Consider the following 15,912-nt stretch of genomic DNA (forward strand, 5'->3'; position numbering starts at 1 on the left):
TTGAAGCTGGCCGACCGCCACCTCGCCGAACTGGCCACCGGGGGCGGGTCCGACGAGGCCCTCGACCAACTGGAGCGCGGCGAGCGGACCCGGCGGCTTTTGCTGCTGGGCGCGTTGCACGACCGTACCGACGCGCCCGTGACTCCGCTCGGCTCGCCCGACGCGGCGTGGCAGGCCCTGCACGCCGCGTACCGGCAGGACGCCGGGCAGGTCGAGCGACTGCTCCTCAGCCCGGCCGTGGGCAGTTGGGTCGGGCACCTCCTGCGCAGACTGCACGGCACCGCGGACGGTCCCGAGCTGTGGACGGAGTGGGGTCACCTGCACCGCCTCGCGGTGAGCGCCGCCCTCCTCGCCGGTACCGACGCGCACCTGCCCGTGCCGGTCACGGACGGCCGGCTGCCGCTCCCGGGACTGGGGCTGCTGCGTCTTCCCGGGCAGTGGACGGGACACCGGCCGGCCCTGGCCACGGTGCACGCCGGCGAACTGGCCGTCGGCAGCGGTCCGGAGCAGGTCAGCCTCCACCCCGTCCACGAGCCCGAGAGCGCGGTGTGGTCACCGCTGCGCACCGTCGCCCCGGGCGTCCCCCTGGAAGACCTGGACCCCTACCGCGACCTCGACGGCCCGGTCCCCCCGGCCCGCCTCGACCCGGCCGAGTTCGCGGCCTGGCGGCGGGTGTTCGCGGACGCCGCCGAGGTTCTCGGTGCCCGCACCGCACCCGGCCCGGGCCGCCTCGATCCCGGCCGGATCCGCTCCGTCATTCCCTGGGGCAGGGTCGGCGTACTGCCACCGCCCGAGCCCACCGTCCGCCGCTCCGCGACCACCGGAGACGCCTACGGCGCGATGGTGATCACTCGTCCGGCCGGTGGCGTCATGCTGGCCGAGACCCTGGTCCACGAATTCCAGCACAGCAAACTCGCCGCGCTGCTCCACCTGTTCCCGCTGCTCGACGACGACCGCGCCGAGCGCTACTACGCCCCCTGGCGCGCCGACCCCCGCCATCTCACCGGCCTCCTGCACGGCGCGTACGCCTTCATCGGTGTCACCGGATTCTGGCGTGACCGGATGACCGACGGCAGCGTCGCCCCGGGAACGGCCGCCTACTACTTCGCGCTGCGCAGGCTGCAAACCAGGCTCGTGGTGCGCACCCTCGCCACCAGCGACCGGCTCACCGCGCCGGGCCGCCGCCTGGTCGCGGGCCTCGCCGAGACCCTCGACGGCTGGCTGCGTGAATCCGTCCCGGACGACGCCCTGCGTCGCGCCCGCACCGCCGCCCACCTGCACCGCACGGAGTGGCGGCTGCGCAATCTGCGCCCTGCGCGATCCTCGTCCCGTCCGACCGCCGCGTTCTGGCCCGACATCCGTACCCATGCCTTCGCCGTCCGCCCCGGCGTCCCACACACCGCCGACGAGTTCCTGGCGGCGGACGACCCGGCGGCCGCCACCACCCGGTACGCCCGGCTCGATCCGGTGGACCCGCACGTCCGCGCGGGACGTCTCGTCGCCTACGCCACGCTTCACCCGGGCCGCACGGCCCGCCGGATACTGGCCCGCCCCGAGTCCGCCCGGCTGCCCGGATCCGCTACTTCACGGTGAACGTCTGCCCGTACACCCGCCACGTCAGCGGTGTCGTCAAGGACAGGTTCCCGTCCTGAAGGAACCGCCGCTGAGCCGTGTCGACACGGCTGGTGTCGGCATCCGGTCGCCCCTCCCGCATGGCCGCCCGCCGGACGTCGAGGAAGGCGCCCAGGTACGCCTTCTCGGAACCGCCCAGGGAGGGGGAGGCGGCCTTGCGCAGGGCGCGTTCGCGCAGGACGTAGAAGCCGTCCTCGTCGATGCCGGGGCCGTGGAAGACCATCGCGTCGTAGTAGACGAACTGGCCGAGGGTGCCGAGGCCGTCGAGCTTGGCGAGGCGGACCGCCGGGTCGAAGTAGGCGCGGTCGCGCTCGGCGTCCTGGGCCTCGCGGAAGGCCTTCACCTCGGCCTCCGCCGTCCAGGCGGCCGGGAAACCGGGGTCCAGGCCCTCGTGGGAGTCGGTGCCGTCGACCGCGCGCAGGGCGGGCAGGTACCGGGCGAGTCCGTTGTCCGGGTGGGCCTCGGTGTAGTTCTCGACCAGGGTGAGCAGATCGTGGGTGCCGGTGCAGAAACCGATCGTGCCGGCCGTGTAGCCCTGGCCGTCGTCGAGGTCCTCGATGTCGCCGTAGGTGCGGCGCCAGTCCAGGGTCGAGCTCTCGGCGGTGGCGACGAGCTGCTGGGCCAGCTCCTTCTTCGCCGGCGCGGCCAGACCCGGCGGCAGGCTCGCGATCAGCTCGTCGTCCGCCGACCGCTCCTGCTCGGCCCGGCTCTTGGCCTCCTGCCGGGACCCCTCCTGCGCGGTGACGGCCGTGGGCTTGCCGCCCGTGCTGTCGGCGGACTCCGTCGGGGCCAGGAAGTAGACGCCCGCGGCGACGGCGACGGGAACGGCCGCGAAGAGTACGACTCCGATACGTCTCACCGGACCATCCCTCCACCCGTCAGCTCCGACACCTTCGCGACCGCGACCACCGTCAGCAGCACCAGCACGCTCACGCAGGCGGCCGTCTGGATCAGGGTCCGGCGTGGGCCGCGCGGGGCGTAGGCGTAGGCGAGGGTCACCGCGGCTCCTGTCAGGAGGCCGCCGAGGTGGCCCTGCCAGGAGGTGAGGCCGGCGGAGAGCAGGAGCCACAGCAGGAGGAACGCCATGAAGCGGTTGACGCCGCGCATGTCCGCGCCGACGCGGCGGGCGAGGACGTAGTACGCGGCGCCCAGGCCGAAGACCGCGCCGGACGCGCCGACCGACTCCGTGTTCACGTCGGTCAGCAGCAGCTCGAACACCGACCCGCCCAGCGTCGACAGGAGGTAGAGCGCGAGGTAGCGGACCCGCCCCAGCATGGGCTCCACGATCCGGCCGAGCTGCCACAGCGAGAGCATGTTCATCACGATGTGCAGCAGCCCGAAGGTGCCCTCGGTCGGCGGCAGGTGGAGGAAACCGCTGGTCAGCAGCCGCTCCCACTGACCGGCGACCACGCCCTCGGCGTGGAAGTCGGAGGGGTGTCCGGGCTCGTAGACGTAGTACCCGCCGTCGGGGCCGACCAGCCGGGCGCTGAGCATCGCGAAGCGGTCCACGATCTCCGGTCGCACCACCTCGGCCAGGTACGCGAGGACGTTGAGCCCGATGAGCACGGAGGTCACGAGCGGCGTGGCGGCGATCCGCCCGCCGACGACCGTCCGGGCCTGCCGCACCGACCGCGCGCCCTCCTTCACGCACTCCACGCACTGGTGACCGACGGACGCCTCACGCATGCAGTCCGGGCAGATGTACCGGTCGCAGCGGACGCAGCGGACGTGGGACTCCACCTTGGGATGGCGATAGCAGGTGGTGACGGCGGACTCGGTGGAAGGGATGGACTCGGGCTCCACAGCCGGCTCCTCGAAGGGGACGGGACGAACGATGAGCCGGTGGGGTCGGCGGCGAACAAAATAGCGAACACCTGTGGACGGAGGGAGGGGCGGGGCCGGTGGTGCCGTAACCTCGGCAACCAGCCAGGCGTACGAGGGGGAGACCATATGGCGGCGATCAGTCTCAGCAAGGTCGAGGAGACCGCGCCCGCGCTGGTCAGCCTGTACAAGAGCGCAGGGGTGTCGCTTCACAAACACGGGCTGGGCGGGGTGCGGGCGGCGGTCTACCTGGTGGTCGACTACTCCGGGTCGATGAAGCCGTACTACAAGGACGGCAGCGTGCAGGCGCTCGCCGACCGGGTGCTCGGCATGGCGGCCCACTTCGACGACGACGGGACCGTGCCGGTCGTCTTCTTCTCCACCGACGTCGACGCCGAGACCGAGATCGCGCTGGCCGACCACCAGGGGCGGATCGAGCGGATCGCGGCCGGGCTCGGGCACATGGGCAAGACCAGCTACCACCTGGCCATGGACGCGGTCATCGACCACTACCTGGACAGCGGGTCGAGGGACCCCGCCCTGGTGGTGTTCCAGACGGACGGCGGGCCGATCAACAAGCTCGCCGCGGAACGGTATCTGTGCAAGGCGGCCCCGCTCCCGCTGTTCTGGCAGTTCATCGGCTTCGGAGACCCGACCAGCAAGCAGTTCGACTTCCTGCGCAAGCTCGACGAGCTCGCCGTCCCGGGCAAGCGGGTCGTCGACAACGCCGGGTTCTTCCACGCCGGTTCGGACCCGCGGACCGTGTCCGACGCCGAGTTGTACGACCGCCTGGTCGGGGAGTTCCCGAAGTGGCTGGTGGCGGCGCGGGCGCAGGGGATCGTACGGCCGTCCTGACGCGTGGCCGGGGGCGTCCGCCCCGTTGGCGGGGCCTGTGCGGCCGTGTCACCCTGTGGTTGATCCGACGGGGAGGCGACGACGTATGGACGGCGCACGATCGGGGAACGACGGGACGACAGGTGCGCGGCGGTCCGCCGAGTCCGGCAAGGGCGAGAGGATCGCCGACTGGGCCGACGGACGGCTCGGGCTGTACGCGCTGGCCAAGGCCAACATGCGCAAGGTCTTCCCGGACCACTGGTCCTTCATGCTGGGCGAGGTCTGCCTCTACAGCTTCCTCGTCCTGATCCTCACCGGCGTCTACCTCACCCTGTTCTTCGACCCCAGCACCAACGAGGTCGTCTACAACGGCACCTACGAGCCCCTCAACGGCGTCCTGATGACCCGGGCGTACGAGTCCACCCTCGACATCAGCTTCGACGTGCGCGGCGGGCTGCTCATCCGGCAGATCCACCACTGGGCGGCGCTGGTCTTCGTCACCGGCATGCTCGTGCACATGATGCGGGTGTTCTTCACCGGCGCCTTCCGCAAGCCGCGCGAGATCAACTGGGTGTTCGGCTGGACCCTGCTGATGCTCGGCATCATCACCGGCCTGACCGGCTACTCCCTCCCCGACGACCTGCTGTCCGGCACCGGCCTGCGGTTCGCGCACGGCGCGATCCTGTCCATCCCGATCGTGGGCACGTACGTGGCGTTCTTCCTCTTCGGCGGGGAGTTCCCCGGCGAGGACTTCATCGCCCGGCTCTACCCGATCCACATCCTGCTGCTGCCCGGGATCATGCTCGGCCTCGTCGTCGCCCATCTGATCCTGGTCTTCTACCACAAGCACACCCAGTACCCGGGCCCCGGCCGCGACCAGAAGACGGTCGTCGGCATGCCCTTCCTGCCGGTGTACATGGCCAAGGCGGGCGGCTTCTTCTTCCTCGTCTTCGGCGTCCTGGCGCTCATGGGCGGCATCGCCAGCATCAACCCGGTCTGGGCCTTCGGCCCCTACCGTCCGGACCTGGTGACCACGGGCGCCCAGCCCGACTGGTACCTCGGCTTCTCCGAGGGCCTGATCCGGGTGATGCCGGGATGGGAGATCAACCTCTGGGGCCACACCCTGGAACCCGGCGTCTTCATCCCCTTCTCCCTCTTCCCGCTGATCCTGCTCGCGCTCGGCGTGTACCCCTTCATCGAGGCGTGGATCACCGGCGACAAACGTGAGCACCACATCCTCGACCGGCCGCGCAACGTGCCCGTGCGCACCGGCCTCGGCGCGGCCTGGCTGAGCCTGTACGCGGTGCTGCTGATCGGCGGCGGCAACGACATCGTGGCCACGCATCTGCATCTGTCCATCAACGCGATCACCTGGTTCGTCCGGATCTCGGTCTTCGTCGTGCCGGTCCTCACCTACTACGTGACCAAACGCATCTGTCTCGGCCTCCAGCGCCGGGACCGGGACAAGGTGCTGCACGGCAGGGAGACGGGCACCATCAAACGGCTCCCGCACGGTGCGTACATCGAGATCCACGAGCCCCTCTCACAGGCGCAGCTGTTCACCCTCACCCAGCACGAGCAGCCGCCGCCGTACGAGATCGGCCCGCTCGTCGACGCGAACGGCGTCCGGCGCCGGGTCGGCCCGACGCAGCGGGTGCGGGCCCGCCTCGCGCGGGCGATGTTCGGGCCGCAGACACGGATCACCAAGCCGACGGTCGAGGAGTACCGCGAGCTCACCAGCGGCGATCACCACTGAGGGCGCGGGCACCGAGCACGTCGGCTCTGCACAGGTCCGGGTCGCCCCAGGCGGTGCGCAGGGCGCGGGCCTTGGTCAGCCAGAGCGACAGGTCGTACTCCGCGGTGTAGCCGATCGCGCCGTGCAGCTGGAGCGCGGTACGGGCGGCGGCGTACGCGGCCTCGCAGGCCGTCACCTTGGCGGCGGCCACGTCGGCGGGCGCCATGGTGAGCGCGGCACCGAAAAGGAGCGGCCGCGCGAACTCCAGGCCGGTCCTGGCGTCGGCCAGACGGTGTTTGACGGCCTGGAACGAGCCTATGGGGACACCGAACTGCGTGCGCTGCCTGACGTGCGCGACCGTCCGGTCGAGCAGGGCGTGACCGACGCCGAGCGCTTGGGCGGCGGTGGCGAGGCGGGCGTAGGCGAGGGCACGGGCGGTGACCGGGGCGGGGCTGAGCAGCTCGCCGCCGGGGTCCAGGCGGGTGAGGCGTCGGGCCGGATCCAGGGAGGGGCGGACAGGGCCGTGACCGGGGGAGAGGTGCAGGCCTTGGGAGGTGAGGACCAGGCGGGTGGTGGCCACGTCGCCGTCGAGCGCGTACGGCGTGCTCCACGCCAGCGTCGCCATGGCCTCGCCCGACGCCAGCGCCGGCAGCACGCCCTTGGCCGGGCCGGGATCCGGAAGATCGGTGAGCAGTACCGCCGACGCGACCGTCTCCACCAGCGGTCCCGGCACCGCGTGACGCCCCAACTCCGCGAAGGCGACGGCGAGTTCGACGGGACGGGAGCCCATCCCCCCGTACGTCTCCGGAACCGCCAGCCCGAACACACCCGCCTCGGCGACACGGCACCACAGCGCGCGGCCCCGCGCATGCTCGCCCCGGCTCCAGTCCCGTACGGCCGAGGGCGTGTCGGCGGCCGCCAGCATGCCGTTCAGCGAGTCGCCGAAGGCCCGCTGCTCGGGGTCGAGGAGGAAGCGCATCAGCGGGATCCCTTCGGTGGCCGCGGATGTGCGCTCCGCGGCGACGTGGCGCTCTCGGCGTCCGGGGTTTCCCTCTCGGCGTCGGCGGAGCCCTCTCGCATCACCGTCGCCCCTTCGGCAGGCCCAGCAGGCGCTCGGCGATGATGTCGCGCTGGATCTCGTTCGTCCCGGCGTAGATCGGGCCGGCCAGGGAGAAGACGTACCGCTCGGCCCACTCCGTGTCGGCCAACTCGCCTTCGGTGCCCAGCAGATCGAGGGCCGTCTCGTGCAGGGCGATGTCGTACTCCGACCAGAAGACCTTGTTCAGGCTGGACTCCGGACCGATCGACTCGCCGTCGAGGAGGCGGGAGGCCGCGGCGAGGGTGAAGAGCTGGTAGGCGCGGGCGCCGATCAGGGCGTCGGCCACGCGGTTCCTCGCGCTCTCCGGGCTGCCCTGGGCCTGCCAGAGCTGGTGAAGGCGGTCGGCGCTCGCGAGGAAGCGGCCGGGGGAGCGGAGCATCAGGCCGCGTTCGTTGCCCGCTGTCGACATCGCGATCCGCCAGCCCCGGCCCGGCTCGCCGATCACGTCCTGGTCCGGCACGAAGACCTCGTCCAGGAACAGCTCGGCGAAGGCGGGCTTGCCGTCGAGGCGGGCGATGGGGCGGACCGTGACACCAGGGGCGCGCAGGTCGAACATCAGGTAGGTCAGGCCCTGGTGGGGCTTCGGGGCGTCCGGGTCGGTGCGGAACAGGCCGAACGCGCGATCGGCGAAGGCGGCCCGCGACGACCAGGTCTTCTGGCCGGAGAGCAGCCAACCGCCCGCCACGCGCGTGGCCCTCGACCTCAGCGCGGCCAGGTCGGAACCGGCCTCGGGCTCCGACCACGCCTGCGCCCAGATCACCTCGCCGGTGGCCATGGGCGGCAGCACCCGCGCGCGTTGCTCCTCGGTGCCGTGGTCGAAGAGGGTCGGGGCGAGGAGGCTGACGCCGTTCTGATTGACGCGGCCCGGGGCGCCCGCAGCGTAGTACTCCTCCTCGAACAGCAGCCACCGCACCAGGGTGGCGTCCCGGCCCCCGTACGCCGTCGGCCAGTTCACCACCGACCAGCGGTCGGCGGCGAGTTCGGCCTCCCACGCCCGGTGCGCCGCGAAGCCCTCCCCGGTCTCCAGGGAGGGGAGCGGACCGGACGGCACATGTGCCCGCAGCCAGGCGCGGGCCTCGGCGCGGAACGCCTCGTCGGCCGGGGAGTGCGTGAGGTCCACCGTCACCGTCCTTCCCTAACAAGTGTTTGGTAGGTTAGCGTGCCGCTATGACAAACGTCGAGGCGCCGGCGTACGTTCCCGGGCACGGACTGCTCCGCGGGCGCACGGCCGTCATCACCGCGGCGGCCGGTGCGGGCATCGGCGGGGCGACCGCACGCCGCTTCCTCGAGGAGGGCGCCCGCGTGCTGATCAGCGACGCGCACGCGCGGCGGCTGAAGGAGTGCGAGGCGGAGCTGGCCGGGGAGTTCGGCGCGGCGTCGGTGGCCGCGCTGCCCTGCGACGTGACCGACGAGCCGCAGGTGCGGGCGCTGTTCGAAGCGGCCGTGGCCGAGCACGGACAACTGGACGTCGTCGTCAACAACGCCGGGCTCGGCGGGACTTCACCCCTCGCCGACATGACCGACGAGCAGTGGTCGAAGGTCCTCGACGTGACCTTGAACGGCACCTTCCGGTGCACCCGGGCCGCCCTGCGCCGGATGCGCGAGACCGGCGGCGGCGTGATCGTCAACAACGCCTCCGTCGTCGGCTGGCGCGCCCAGGCCGGCCAGGCGCACTACGCCGCGGCCAAGGCGGGCGTGATGGCGCTGACCCGGTGCGCGGCGGTGGAGGCCGCCGAGTACGGGGTGCGGGTGAACGCCGTGGCGCCGAGCCTGGCCATGCACCCCCACCTGGCCAAGGTGACCACCCCCGAACTGCTGGAGGAACTCACCGCCCGCGAGGCGTTCGGGCGGTACGCCGAGCCGTGGGAGGTGGCCAACGTGATCGTCTTCCTGGCCTCGGACTACTCCTCGTACATGACCGGGGAGATCGTCTCCGTCAGCAGCCGGCGCGCCTAGGACGACAATGGACCCGTGCCGACCAAGAAGAAGCCCCAGGTGACCGCCGCCGGAAAGCCCGCGGCCGCTGCCGCCCAGGCGCGCCGCCGTGAACTCCTCGACACCGCCGCCGACGTCTTCGCCGAGCAGGGCTACAACGCCACCACCGTACGCAAGATCGCCGACCACGCGGGCATGCTCGCGGGCAGCCTCTACTACCACTTTGACTCCAAGGAGTCGATGCTGGAAGAGATCCTGCGCTCGTTCCTCGACGAGCTGTGGGGCGGCTACGACGCCGTCCTGGGCGCCGAGCTCGGCCCCCGGGAGACGCTCGAAGCGCTGGTCACCGAGTCGTTCCGGGAGATCGACCGGCACCGGGCCGCCGTCGCGATCTACCAGAAGGAGAACCGGCAGCTGGTCGCGCAGGAGCGGTTCGCGTTCCTCGCCGAGTCGCAGCGCAGGTTCGAGAAGGCGTGGCTGTCCACGCTGGAGCGCGGGGTCGCGGCCGGGGTGTTCCGGTCCGACCTCGACGTCCGGCTCACCTACCGGTTCGTGCGGGACACGGTGTGGGTCGCCGCGTCCTGGTACCGGCCCGGCGGGCAGCACAGCCCCGAGGAGATCGCCCGGCAGTACCTGTCGATGGTGCTGGACGGGATCGCCGTACGTGAATAGCCGTCGAAAGCTGTCGAAGTGCCCTTATCTGTGAGGGAGTTGCCATGGCCGAGGCCTACATCGTCGAAGCGGTCCGTACGCCCGTGGGACGGCGCGGGGGAGGACTGAGCGCCGTCCACCCGGCCGACCTGGGCGCACATGTGCTGAAGGAGCTGGTCGGGCGGGCCGGGACGGATCCGGCCGCCGTCGAGGACGTCGTCTTCGGCTGCCTGGACGCCGTCGGGCCGCAGGCCGGGGACATCGCGCGGACCTGCTGGCTGGCGGCGGGGCTGCCCGAGGAGGTGCCGGGCGTGACCGTGGACCGGCAGTGCGGGTCCTCCCAGCAGGCCGTGCACTTCGCGGCGCAGGGCGTGCTGTCCGGCACCCAGGACCTGGTGATCGCCGGTGGCGTGCAGAACATGTCGATGATCCCCATCGCCTTCGCCACCCGGCAGGCCGCCGAACCGCTCGGTCTCACGGCGGGCCCCTTCGCGGGCAGCGAGGGGTGGCGGGCCCGGTACGGGGAGAAGCCGGTCAACCAGTTCGTCGGCGCCGAGATGATCGCCGCGAAGTGGGGGATCAGCCGGCAGGACCAGGAGGAGTTCGCGCTGCGCTCGCACCGGCGGGCGCTGCGGGCCATCGACGAGGGGCGCTTCGAGCGGGAGGTGGTGGCCTACGGCCAGGTCGGCGTCGACGAGGGGCCGCGCAGGGACACCTCCCTGGAGAAGATGGCCGGGCTGAAGCCGGTCGTCGACGGCGGCACGATCACGGCCGCCTGTTCCTCGCAGGTCTCCGACGGCGCGGCGGCGATGCTGCTGGCCTCGGAGCGGGCGGTGCGCGAACACGGGCTCACACCGCGGGCCCGGGTGCACCACCTCTCGGTGCGCGGCGAGGACCCCATCCGTATGCTCACCGCACCCATACCGGCCACCGCCCACGCGCTGAAGAAGACCGGCCTGTCCATCGACGACATCGACCTCGTCGAGATCAACGAGGCCTTCGCACCGGTCGTCCTGGCCTGGCTGAAGGAGACCGGGGCGGATCCCGACAAGGTCAATGTCAACGGCGGGGCGATTGCTCTGGGGCATCCGCTGGGGGCGACCGGGGTCAAGCTGATGACGACCCTGCTGCATGAACTGGAGCGGACGGGCGGTCGGTTCGGGCTGCAGACCATGTGCGAGGGCGGGGGCCAGGCGAACGTGACGATCATCGAGCGGTTGTAGCGGTCAGAGGGAGCGGTCACCGCGCGAGGCGCGCCCGCACCTCCTCGGCCTCCTTCATGATCCGCTCCACCAGCTCCGCGCAGGACGGCAGGTCGTCGATCACCCCGGCGACCTGCCCCGACGCCATCACCCCCAGATCCGTACGGCCGTCCACCATGGACGCCTTCAGCAGCATCGGCGTGTTCGCGGCGAGCAGGACCTGGCTCCAGGTCAGGTCCTTGCCGTGCCTGAGCGCGCGACCGTCCTGGACCATGCGGAGCCAACTCGTGCCGGACAGCTTCCGCAGGCCCGCCGCCCTGCGGACCGCTTGGAAGAGAGTCCGCGCACGGCCGGACCGCTCCAGGCTGTCGACCAGCTGCGTGCGGAGCATCCGGTGCGGCAGGCCGTCGACCGCCCGGGTCACCGTCACGTCCTTCACCGTCGCCGCCAGATACCGCGCCTTCACCGCCTCCGGCACCGTCGAGTCCGAGGTGAGCAGGAAACGCGTGCCCAGGGCGATGCCCGACGCCCCGTAGGCCAGCGCCGCGACCAGACCCCGGCCGTCGAAGAAGCCGCCCGCCGCCACGACCGGTATGTCCACGGCGTCGACCACCTGCGGCAGCAGCACCGTCGTCGCCACGTCCCCGGTGTGCCCGCCGCCCTCACCGCCCTGCACGATCACCGCGTCCGCCCCCCAGGCCGCGACCTTCTCGGCGTGCCGCCGGGCGCCGATGGAGGGGATGACGATCACGCCCGCGTCCTTGAGCTCGGTGATCAGCCCGGGGGAGGGCGCGAGGGCGAAGGACGCGACGCGTACCCCCTCGTCGATCATCACGCGGACCCGGTCGCCGGCGTCCGAGGCATCCGCGCGCAGATTCACGCCGAACGGCGCGTCCGTACGGGACTTGACCGCGCGTATCGCCTCCCGCAGCCGGTCGACGGGCATCGTCGCGGAGGCGAGGATGCCCAGGGCACCCGCGTTCGCCGTCGCCGAGACCAGCCGGGGTCCGGCCACCCAGCCCATCCCTGTCTGCACGATCGGACGGCGCACCCCGACCAGCCGGGTCAGCGGTGTCTCCATCAGGCACCGACCTCTCGGGCGCGGTTGTTCACCGGGTCGATGACCTCGCGGATGAGGCGCAGTTCGGCGGCGGTGGGTTCACGGGTCGGCGGCACGACGTCCGGGACGGCCAGGTCGAACGCGGTCGCCTCCCTGACCTGGTCCAGCGTGACGCCCGGGTGGAGCGAGGCCAGACGCATCGTGTGGTCGGGCGTGGCGAAGTCGAAGACGCCGAGGTCGGAGACGACCCGCGGGACGCGGTGGAAGCGTGCGCCCGCCGCGTGGTCGTATCCCACCCCGCACACCATGTCGACCTTCTCTACGAACACCCGCCGGGAGTGCCGCGGGACCCAGTAACTGGTCGGGTTGTTGAGGGTGTTGACCGGCGCACCGCGCACCCCGAGCAGTTGCCGTTTCGGCCGCTCCCAGTCGCCGACGCACGAGATGTTCTGGTTGCCGTACCGGTCGATCTGGCTCGCGCCCATCATCACGTGCCGTCGGCCGCCGGTGACCAGGGTCAGGTGCTGTCGGTACGGCAGCCAGCCCTCGGTCGTGCCGTCCGGGCGGACGACCATCGCCTCGCCGTCGGTCAGCAGCAGGTCCGGCGCGAAGGTGAGCCGCGCCAGCCGGGCCCCCACGGACGGGATCAGGCCCATGGGGCTCGCCAGGATCTCACCGGCGTCCCGCCAGGCCTCGGCGCAGGCGATCACGCAGTACTCGGCGCGGGTGGGCGGGAGAAGGGGCGTGCGGGTGGTCTCCGTCATGACTCCTCCCTGACCGCCGACTGGTACGTCTGCTCGTCACCGCCGAGGAACCGCGCCGTGAACTGTGGCCAGGGCGTGGTCGCGTACGTCTTCTGGAAGGCCTCGTCCCGGCCGTAGTCGGGGGCGCAGGACGTGAAGTGCGCGCCGTTCGGGGCCTCGACGACCCCCGTCACCGTATGCCGTTTGACCAGCAGCGACTGCGGGGCCGCGTCCTTCGTCAGCTCGGCGGTGTCGACGACCCGTTCGCACGAGACGTACGCCGCGTCCGCCGCCTCGCAGAACAGGTCGTCGAAGTAGGGGTCGGGGCCCAGGTACTGCCCGTTGCCCAGCCGGTCGGCGCGGTTGACGTGGACCAGGGCCGCGTCGAGCCGCAGGGCGGGCATGGCCACGAAGGTCTCCCCGTCGTCGTACGGCGACGTCACCGTGCGCAGGCCGGGGTTGACCCGCATCACGTCCGAACCGATCCCGGCCCGCACCGGCAGGAACGGCAGCCGGTTCGCGGCGGCGTGCAGTCCCCACATGAACATCGCCTCGTCGACCTCCATCAGCTCGAAGGCGCCGCGTTCGCGGGCGGCGCGGAAGTGCGGTTCGAGCGGGATGGAGTCGAGGGTGGCGAAGGGGGCGACGAGCCTGCGGATCCTTCCGGCCGCGGCGAGCATGCCGACGTCCGGGCCGCCGTACGAGACGACGGTGAGGTCGGTGATGCCGGACCGGAGCAGGGCCCTGACCAGGGCCATCGGTTTGCGGCGCGAGCCCCAGCCGCCGATGCCGAGGGTCATGCCGCTGTGCAGCCGCGCGACGACCTCGTCGGCGGTCATCGTCTTGTCGCCCACTACGCCCCCTCTTTCCCACTGCCGAAGGTGCCACGGACCCGGTCGGCCACCCCGCTGACGTTGGCCTCGAAGGTGAAGCCCTGCTCGAAGCGGTAGCTGTGGCGCACGTCGACCGGGTCGATGCCGTTGATGGCGGCCTTGGCCAGCCGCAGCAGCTGCCCGTCCTTCGCGGCGATCTCGCCGGCCAGCTCCAGCGCGGCGGCGCGCAGTTCGGCGCGCGGGACGACCCGCCACACCGAGCCGTGCGCGTGCAGCTCGGCCGCGGTCGCCGTGCGCGAGGTGTAGTACAGCGCGCGCATCAGATGCTGGGGGACCAGCCGGGCCAGATGGGTGGCCGCGCCCAGCGCGCCCCGGTCCAGCTCGGGCAGCCCGAAGGTGGCGTCCTCGCTCGCCACGATCGCGTCGGCGTTGCCCACCAGACCGATGCCGCCGCCCAGACAGAACCCCTGCACGGCCGCCACGACGGGAACCTCGCAGTCGTACACGGCGGCGAAGGCGTCCGCGCAGCCGTGGTTGACGCCGATCAGCGCGCCGGCCCCGTCCCGCTGCAACTCCTTGATGTCCACGCCCGCGTTGAACCCGCGTCCCTCCGCCGCGAGCACGACACACCGGATCTCCGGATCGCGGCCCGCCGCCCGCACGGCGTCGGCCAGGGCGAACCAGCCGTCCACCGGCAGCGCGTTGACCGGCGGGAAGTCGACCGTGACGACGGCGATCCCACTCTGTCCGGCCTGTCCGGTCCCCTTTTCCGGGGACGAGGTGGAGACACCCATGGCCGCATCAGCTACCTTTCCACCAAACGTTTGTTAGGTGATGAAGGGTAGCCGGGGATGGGGCTGGACGGGAAGGTCGTGGTCGTCACGGGCGGTACACGGGGGGTCGGCGCCGGCCTCGCGAAGGCCTTCGTCGAGCGCGGCGCGGACGTCGTGGTCTGTGCGCGCAGACCACCCGAAGTGCCTTTGCGGGGCGCCGAGTTCAGGGCGCTCGACCTCCGCGATCCGGAAGCCGTACGGGCCTTCTTCGCCGCCCTGCCCCGCCTGGACGTCCTCGTCAACAACGCGGGTGGTACGCCGTACCGCCGGTTGACGGACGCGGATGCAGAGCGGCACGCGCGCGTGATCGAGCTGAACCTGGTGGCCCCACTGACGGCCTCCCTGGCCGCCTACGAGCAGCTGAAGCGGGTGCGGGGGTCGGTGGTGATGATCGGCAGCGTCAGCGGTGGCCGACCGTCGCCCGGGTCGGCGGCGTACGGGGCGGCCAAGGCCGGGCTGGAGAGCCTGGCGCGCTCGATGGCGGTGGAGTGGGCGCCGGAGGTCCGGGTCAACACGCTGGTCGTCGGTATGGTCCGCACCGAGCTGGCCCACCTTCACTACGGCGGCGAGGACGGCATCGCGAGCGTCTCCCGCACGGTCCCGCTGGGGCGCCTCGCCGAGCCCGCCGACGTCGGGGCGGCCGCCGTCTTCCTCGCCTCCGACGCCGCCGCCTACATCAGCGGGGCGAGCCTGCTCGTGCACGGCGGGGGTGAGCGGCCCGTGTTCCTGGACGCCGCAACGGTCAACAAGGAGGCATGACATGAGCCGGATGTGTGAGGGGCGGGTCGTCGTGGTCACCGGCGCGGGGCGCGGGCTCGGGCGCGCGCACGCGCTCGCGTTCGCCGCCGCGGGGGCGAAGGTCGTGGTGAACGACCTCGGTGTGGGGCTCGACGGCACGCTGGGCACCGCCGGCACTCCCGCTCGGCAGGTCGTCGACGAGATCCGCGCGGCGGGCGGCGAGGCGGTCGCGCACGACGGGGACGTCGCGACCAGCGCCGGGGCGGCCTCCCTGGTGGCGGCCGCGTGGGAGACGTACGGCCGTCTCGACACCCTCGTCAACAACGCCGGGTTCCTGCGTGACCGCATGCTGGTCAACCTCGACGAGGGCGACTGGGACGCTGTCGTACGCGTCCACCTCAAAGGCCACTTCCTTCCCCTGAAGTACGCGGCCGCCCACTGGCGGGCAGAGGCGAAGGCGGGGCGTACGCCGGTCGCCCGGGTCGTCAACACGAGCAGCGGCGCCGGGCTGTTGGGGTCGCTCGGCCAGGGCAACTACAGCGCGGCCAAGGCCGGCGTCCTCGGTCTGACCCTGGTCGCGGCGGCGGAGCTCGGGCGCTATGGCGTCCAGGTCAACGCGGTTGCCCCCGCGGCGCGTACCCGGATGACGGAACGGACCTTCGCGGCCACGATGACGGCCCCCGACGCCGGGTTCGACGCCATGGCCCCGGAGAACGTGTCCCCGCTGGTCGTCTGGCTGGGTTCCGCGGGGAGTGAGGGCGTGACGGGGAGGGTCTTCGAGGCGGAGGGGGGCCGG

The 15,912-nt window shown here is 72.1% G+C and carries 16 protein-coding genes; 8 read left to right on the forward strand and 8 right to left on the reverse strand.

Going from position 1 to position 15,912, the window contains the following annotated elements; genetic code table 11:
- On the forward strand, positions 1-1,593 hold the full coding sequence (locus KUM44_RS08010; protein WP_254389222.1) for an HEXXH motif domain-containing protein: 1,593 nt from the start codon (positions 1-3) through the stop codon (positions 1,591-1,593).
- Here KUM44_RS08010 and KUM44_RS08015 read toward each other — a convergent pair.
- Together KUM44_RS08015 and KUM44_RS08020 are read right to left on the reverse strand one after the other, a co-directional pair.
- Positions 1,580-2,491, reverse strand: coding sequence for a chitosanase (locus KUM44_RS08015; RefSeq protein ID WP_217207084.1), 912 nt, complete (start codon positions 2,489-2,491; stop codon positions 1,580-1,582). The two genes, KUM44_RS08010 and KUM44_RS08015, sit on opposite strands and share 14 nt — an antisense overlap.
- Positions 2,488-3,435: a rhomboid family intramembrane serine protease gene (locus KUM44_RS08020; protein WP_308402532.1), complete on the reverse strand. Its 948-nt coding sequence runs from the start codon at positions 3,433-3,435 to the stop codon at positions 2,488-2,490. The genes KUM44_RS08015 and KUM44_RS08020 overlap by 4 nt, the downstream gene beginning before the upstream one ends.
- Before the next feature lie 147 nt (positions 3,436-3,582).
- Between KUM44_RS08020 and KUM44_RS08025 the strand changes: the two genes are divergently transcribed.
- Positions 3,583-4,308, forward strand: coding sequence for a VWA domain-containing protein (locus KUM44_RS08025; RefSeq protein WP_217207086.1), 726 nt, complete (start codon positions 3,583-3,585; stop codon positions 4,306-4,308).
- 85 nt (positions 4,309-4,393) lie between these two features.
- The gene (locus tag KUM44_RS08030) at positions 4,394-6,043 is read left to right on the forward strand and encodes a cytochrome bc complex cytochrome b subunit (protein ID WP_217207087.1); all 1,650 of its coding nucleotides are present in this window, start codon (positions 4,394-4,396) and stop codon (positions 6,041-6,043) included.
- Here KUM44_RS08030 and KUM44_RS08035 read toward each other — a convergent pair.
- Positions 6,021-7,001 (reverse strand): acyl-CoA dehydrogenase family protein, encoded by a 981-nt coding sequence (locus tag KUM44_RS08035; RefSeq protein ID WP_217207088.1) that lies wholly within the window; start codon positions 6,999-7,001, stop codon positions 6,021-6,023. The two genes, KUM44_RS08030 and KUM44_RS08035, sit on opposite strands and share 23 nt — an antisense overlap.
- A gap of 100 nt (positions 7,002-7,101) precedes the next feature.
- Entirely contained in the window at positions 7,102-8,241 is a 1,140-nt protein-coding gene (locus tag KUM44_RS08040) for an acyl-CoA dehydrogenase family protein (RefSeq protein WP_217207089.1), read from the reverse strand.
- Positions 8,242-8,288: 47 nt separating this feature from the next.
- Between KUM44_RS08040 and KUM44_RS08045 the strand changes: the two genes are divergently transcribed.
- The 3 genes from KUM44_RS08045 to KUM44_RS08055 are packed head-to-tail and all read left to right on the forward strand — an operon-like array spanning position 8,289 to position 10,930.
- Entirely contained in the window at positions 8,289-9,077 is a 789-nt protein-coding gene (locus tag KUM44_RS08045) for an SDR family oxidoreductase (protein WP_217207090.1), read from the forward strand.
- Between the two features lie 15 nt (positions 9,078-9,092).
- A complete protein-coding gene (locus KUM44_RS08050) occupies positions 9,093-9,728 on the forward strand; it encodes a TetR/AcrR family transcriptional regulator (RefSeq protein WP_217207091.1) in 636 nt (211 codons plus the stop codon).
- A 44-nt stretch (positions 9,729-9,772) separates the two neighbouring features.
- Positions 9,773-10,930: an acetyl-CoA C-acetyltransferase gene (locus tag KUM44_RS08055; protein WP_217207092.1), complete on the forward strand. Its 1,158-nt coding sequence runs from the start codon at positions 9,773-9,775 to the stop codon at positions 10,928-10,930.
- Between the two features lie 16 nt (positions 10,931-10,946).
- Here KUM44_RS08055 and KUM44_RS08060 read toward each other — a convergent pair whose 3' ends face one another.
- Genes KUM44_RS08060 through KUM44_RS08075 form a run of 4 tightly spaced genes read right to left on the reverse strand, consistent with a single transcriptional unit; the run spans position 10,947 to position 14,339 of the window.
- The gene (locus tag KUM44_RS08060; RefSeq protein ID WP_217207093.1) at positions 10,947-11,990 is read right to left on the reverse strand and encodes a nitronate monooxygenase family protein; all 1,044 of its coding nucleotides are present in this window, start codon (positions 11,988-11,990) and stop codon (positions 10,947-10,949) included.
- On the reverse strand, positions 11,990-12,733 hold the full coding sequence (locus KUM44_RS08065) for a CoA-transferase subunit beta (RefSeq protein WP_217207094.1): 744 nt from the start codon (positions 12,731-12,733) through the stop codon (positions 11,990-11,992). The genes KUM44_RS08060 and KUM44_RS08065 overlap by 1 nt, the downstream gene beginning before the upstream one ends.
- The gene (locus KUM44_RS08070; RefSeq protein WP_217207095.1) at positions 12,730-13,566 is read right to left on the reverse strand and encodes a CoA transferase subunit A; all 837 of its coding nucleotides are present in this window, start codon (positions 13,564-13,566) and stop codon (positions 12,730-12,732) included. The genes KUM44_RS08065 and KUM44_RS08070 overlap by 4 nt, the downstream gene beginning before the upstream one ends.
- Positions 13,566-14,339 (reverse strand): enoyl-CoA hydratase family protein, encoded by a 774-nt coding sequence (locus KUM44_RS08075; protein ID WP_217207096.1) that lies wholly within the window; start codon positions 14,337-14,339, stop codon positions 13,566-13,568. The genes KUM44_RS08070 and KUM44_RS08075 overlap by 1 nt, the downstream gene beginning before the upstream one ends.
- A gap of 57 nt (positions 14,340-14,396) precedes the next feature.
- Here KUM44_RS08075 and KUM44_RS08080 point away from each other — a divergent pair, with 57 nt between their 5' ends.
- Together KUM44_RS08080 and KUM44_RS08085 are read left to right on the forward strand one after the other, a co-directional pair.
- A complete protein-coding gene (locus KUM44_RS08080; RefSeq protein ID WP_217207097.1) occupies positions 14,397-15,137 on the forward strand; it encodes an SDR family oxidoreductase in 741 nt (246 codons plus the stop codon).
- Position 15,138: 1 nt separating this feature from the next.
- Positions 15,139-15,912 (forward strand): SDR family oxidoreductase (locus KUM44_RS08085; protein WP_217207098.1); only part of this gene is annotated, 774 nt, incomplete at its 3' end.

This window comes from Streptomyces sp. AC550_RSS872 (genome assembly GCF_019049285.1).
GTDB lineage: Bacteria > Actinomycetota > Actinomycetes > Streptomycetales > Streptomycetaceae > Streptomyces.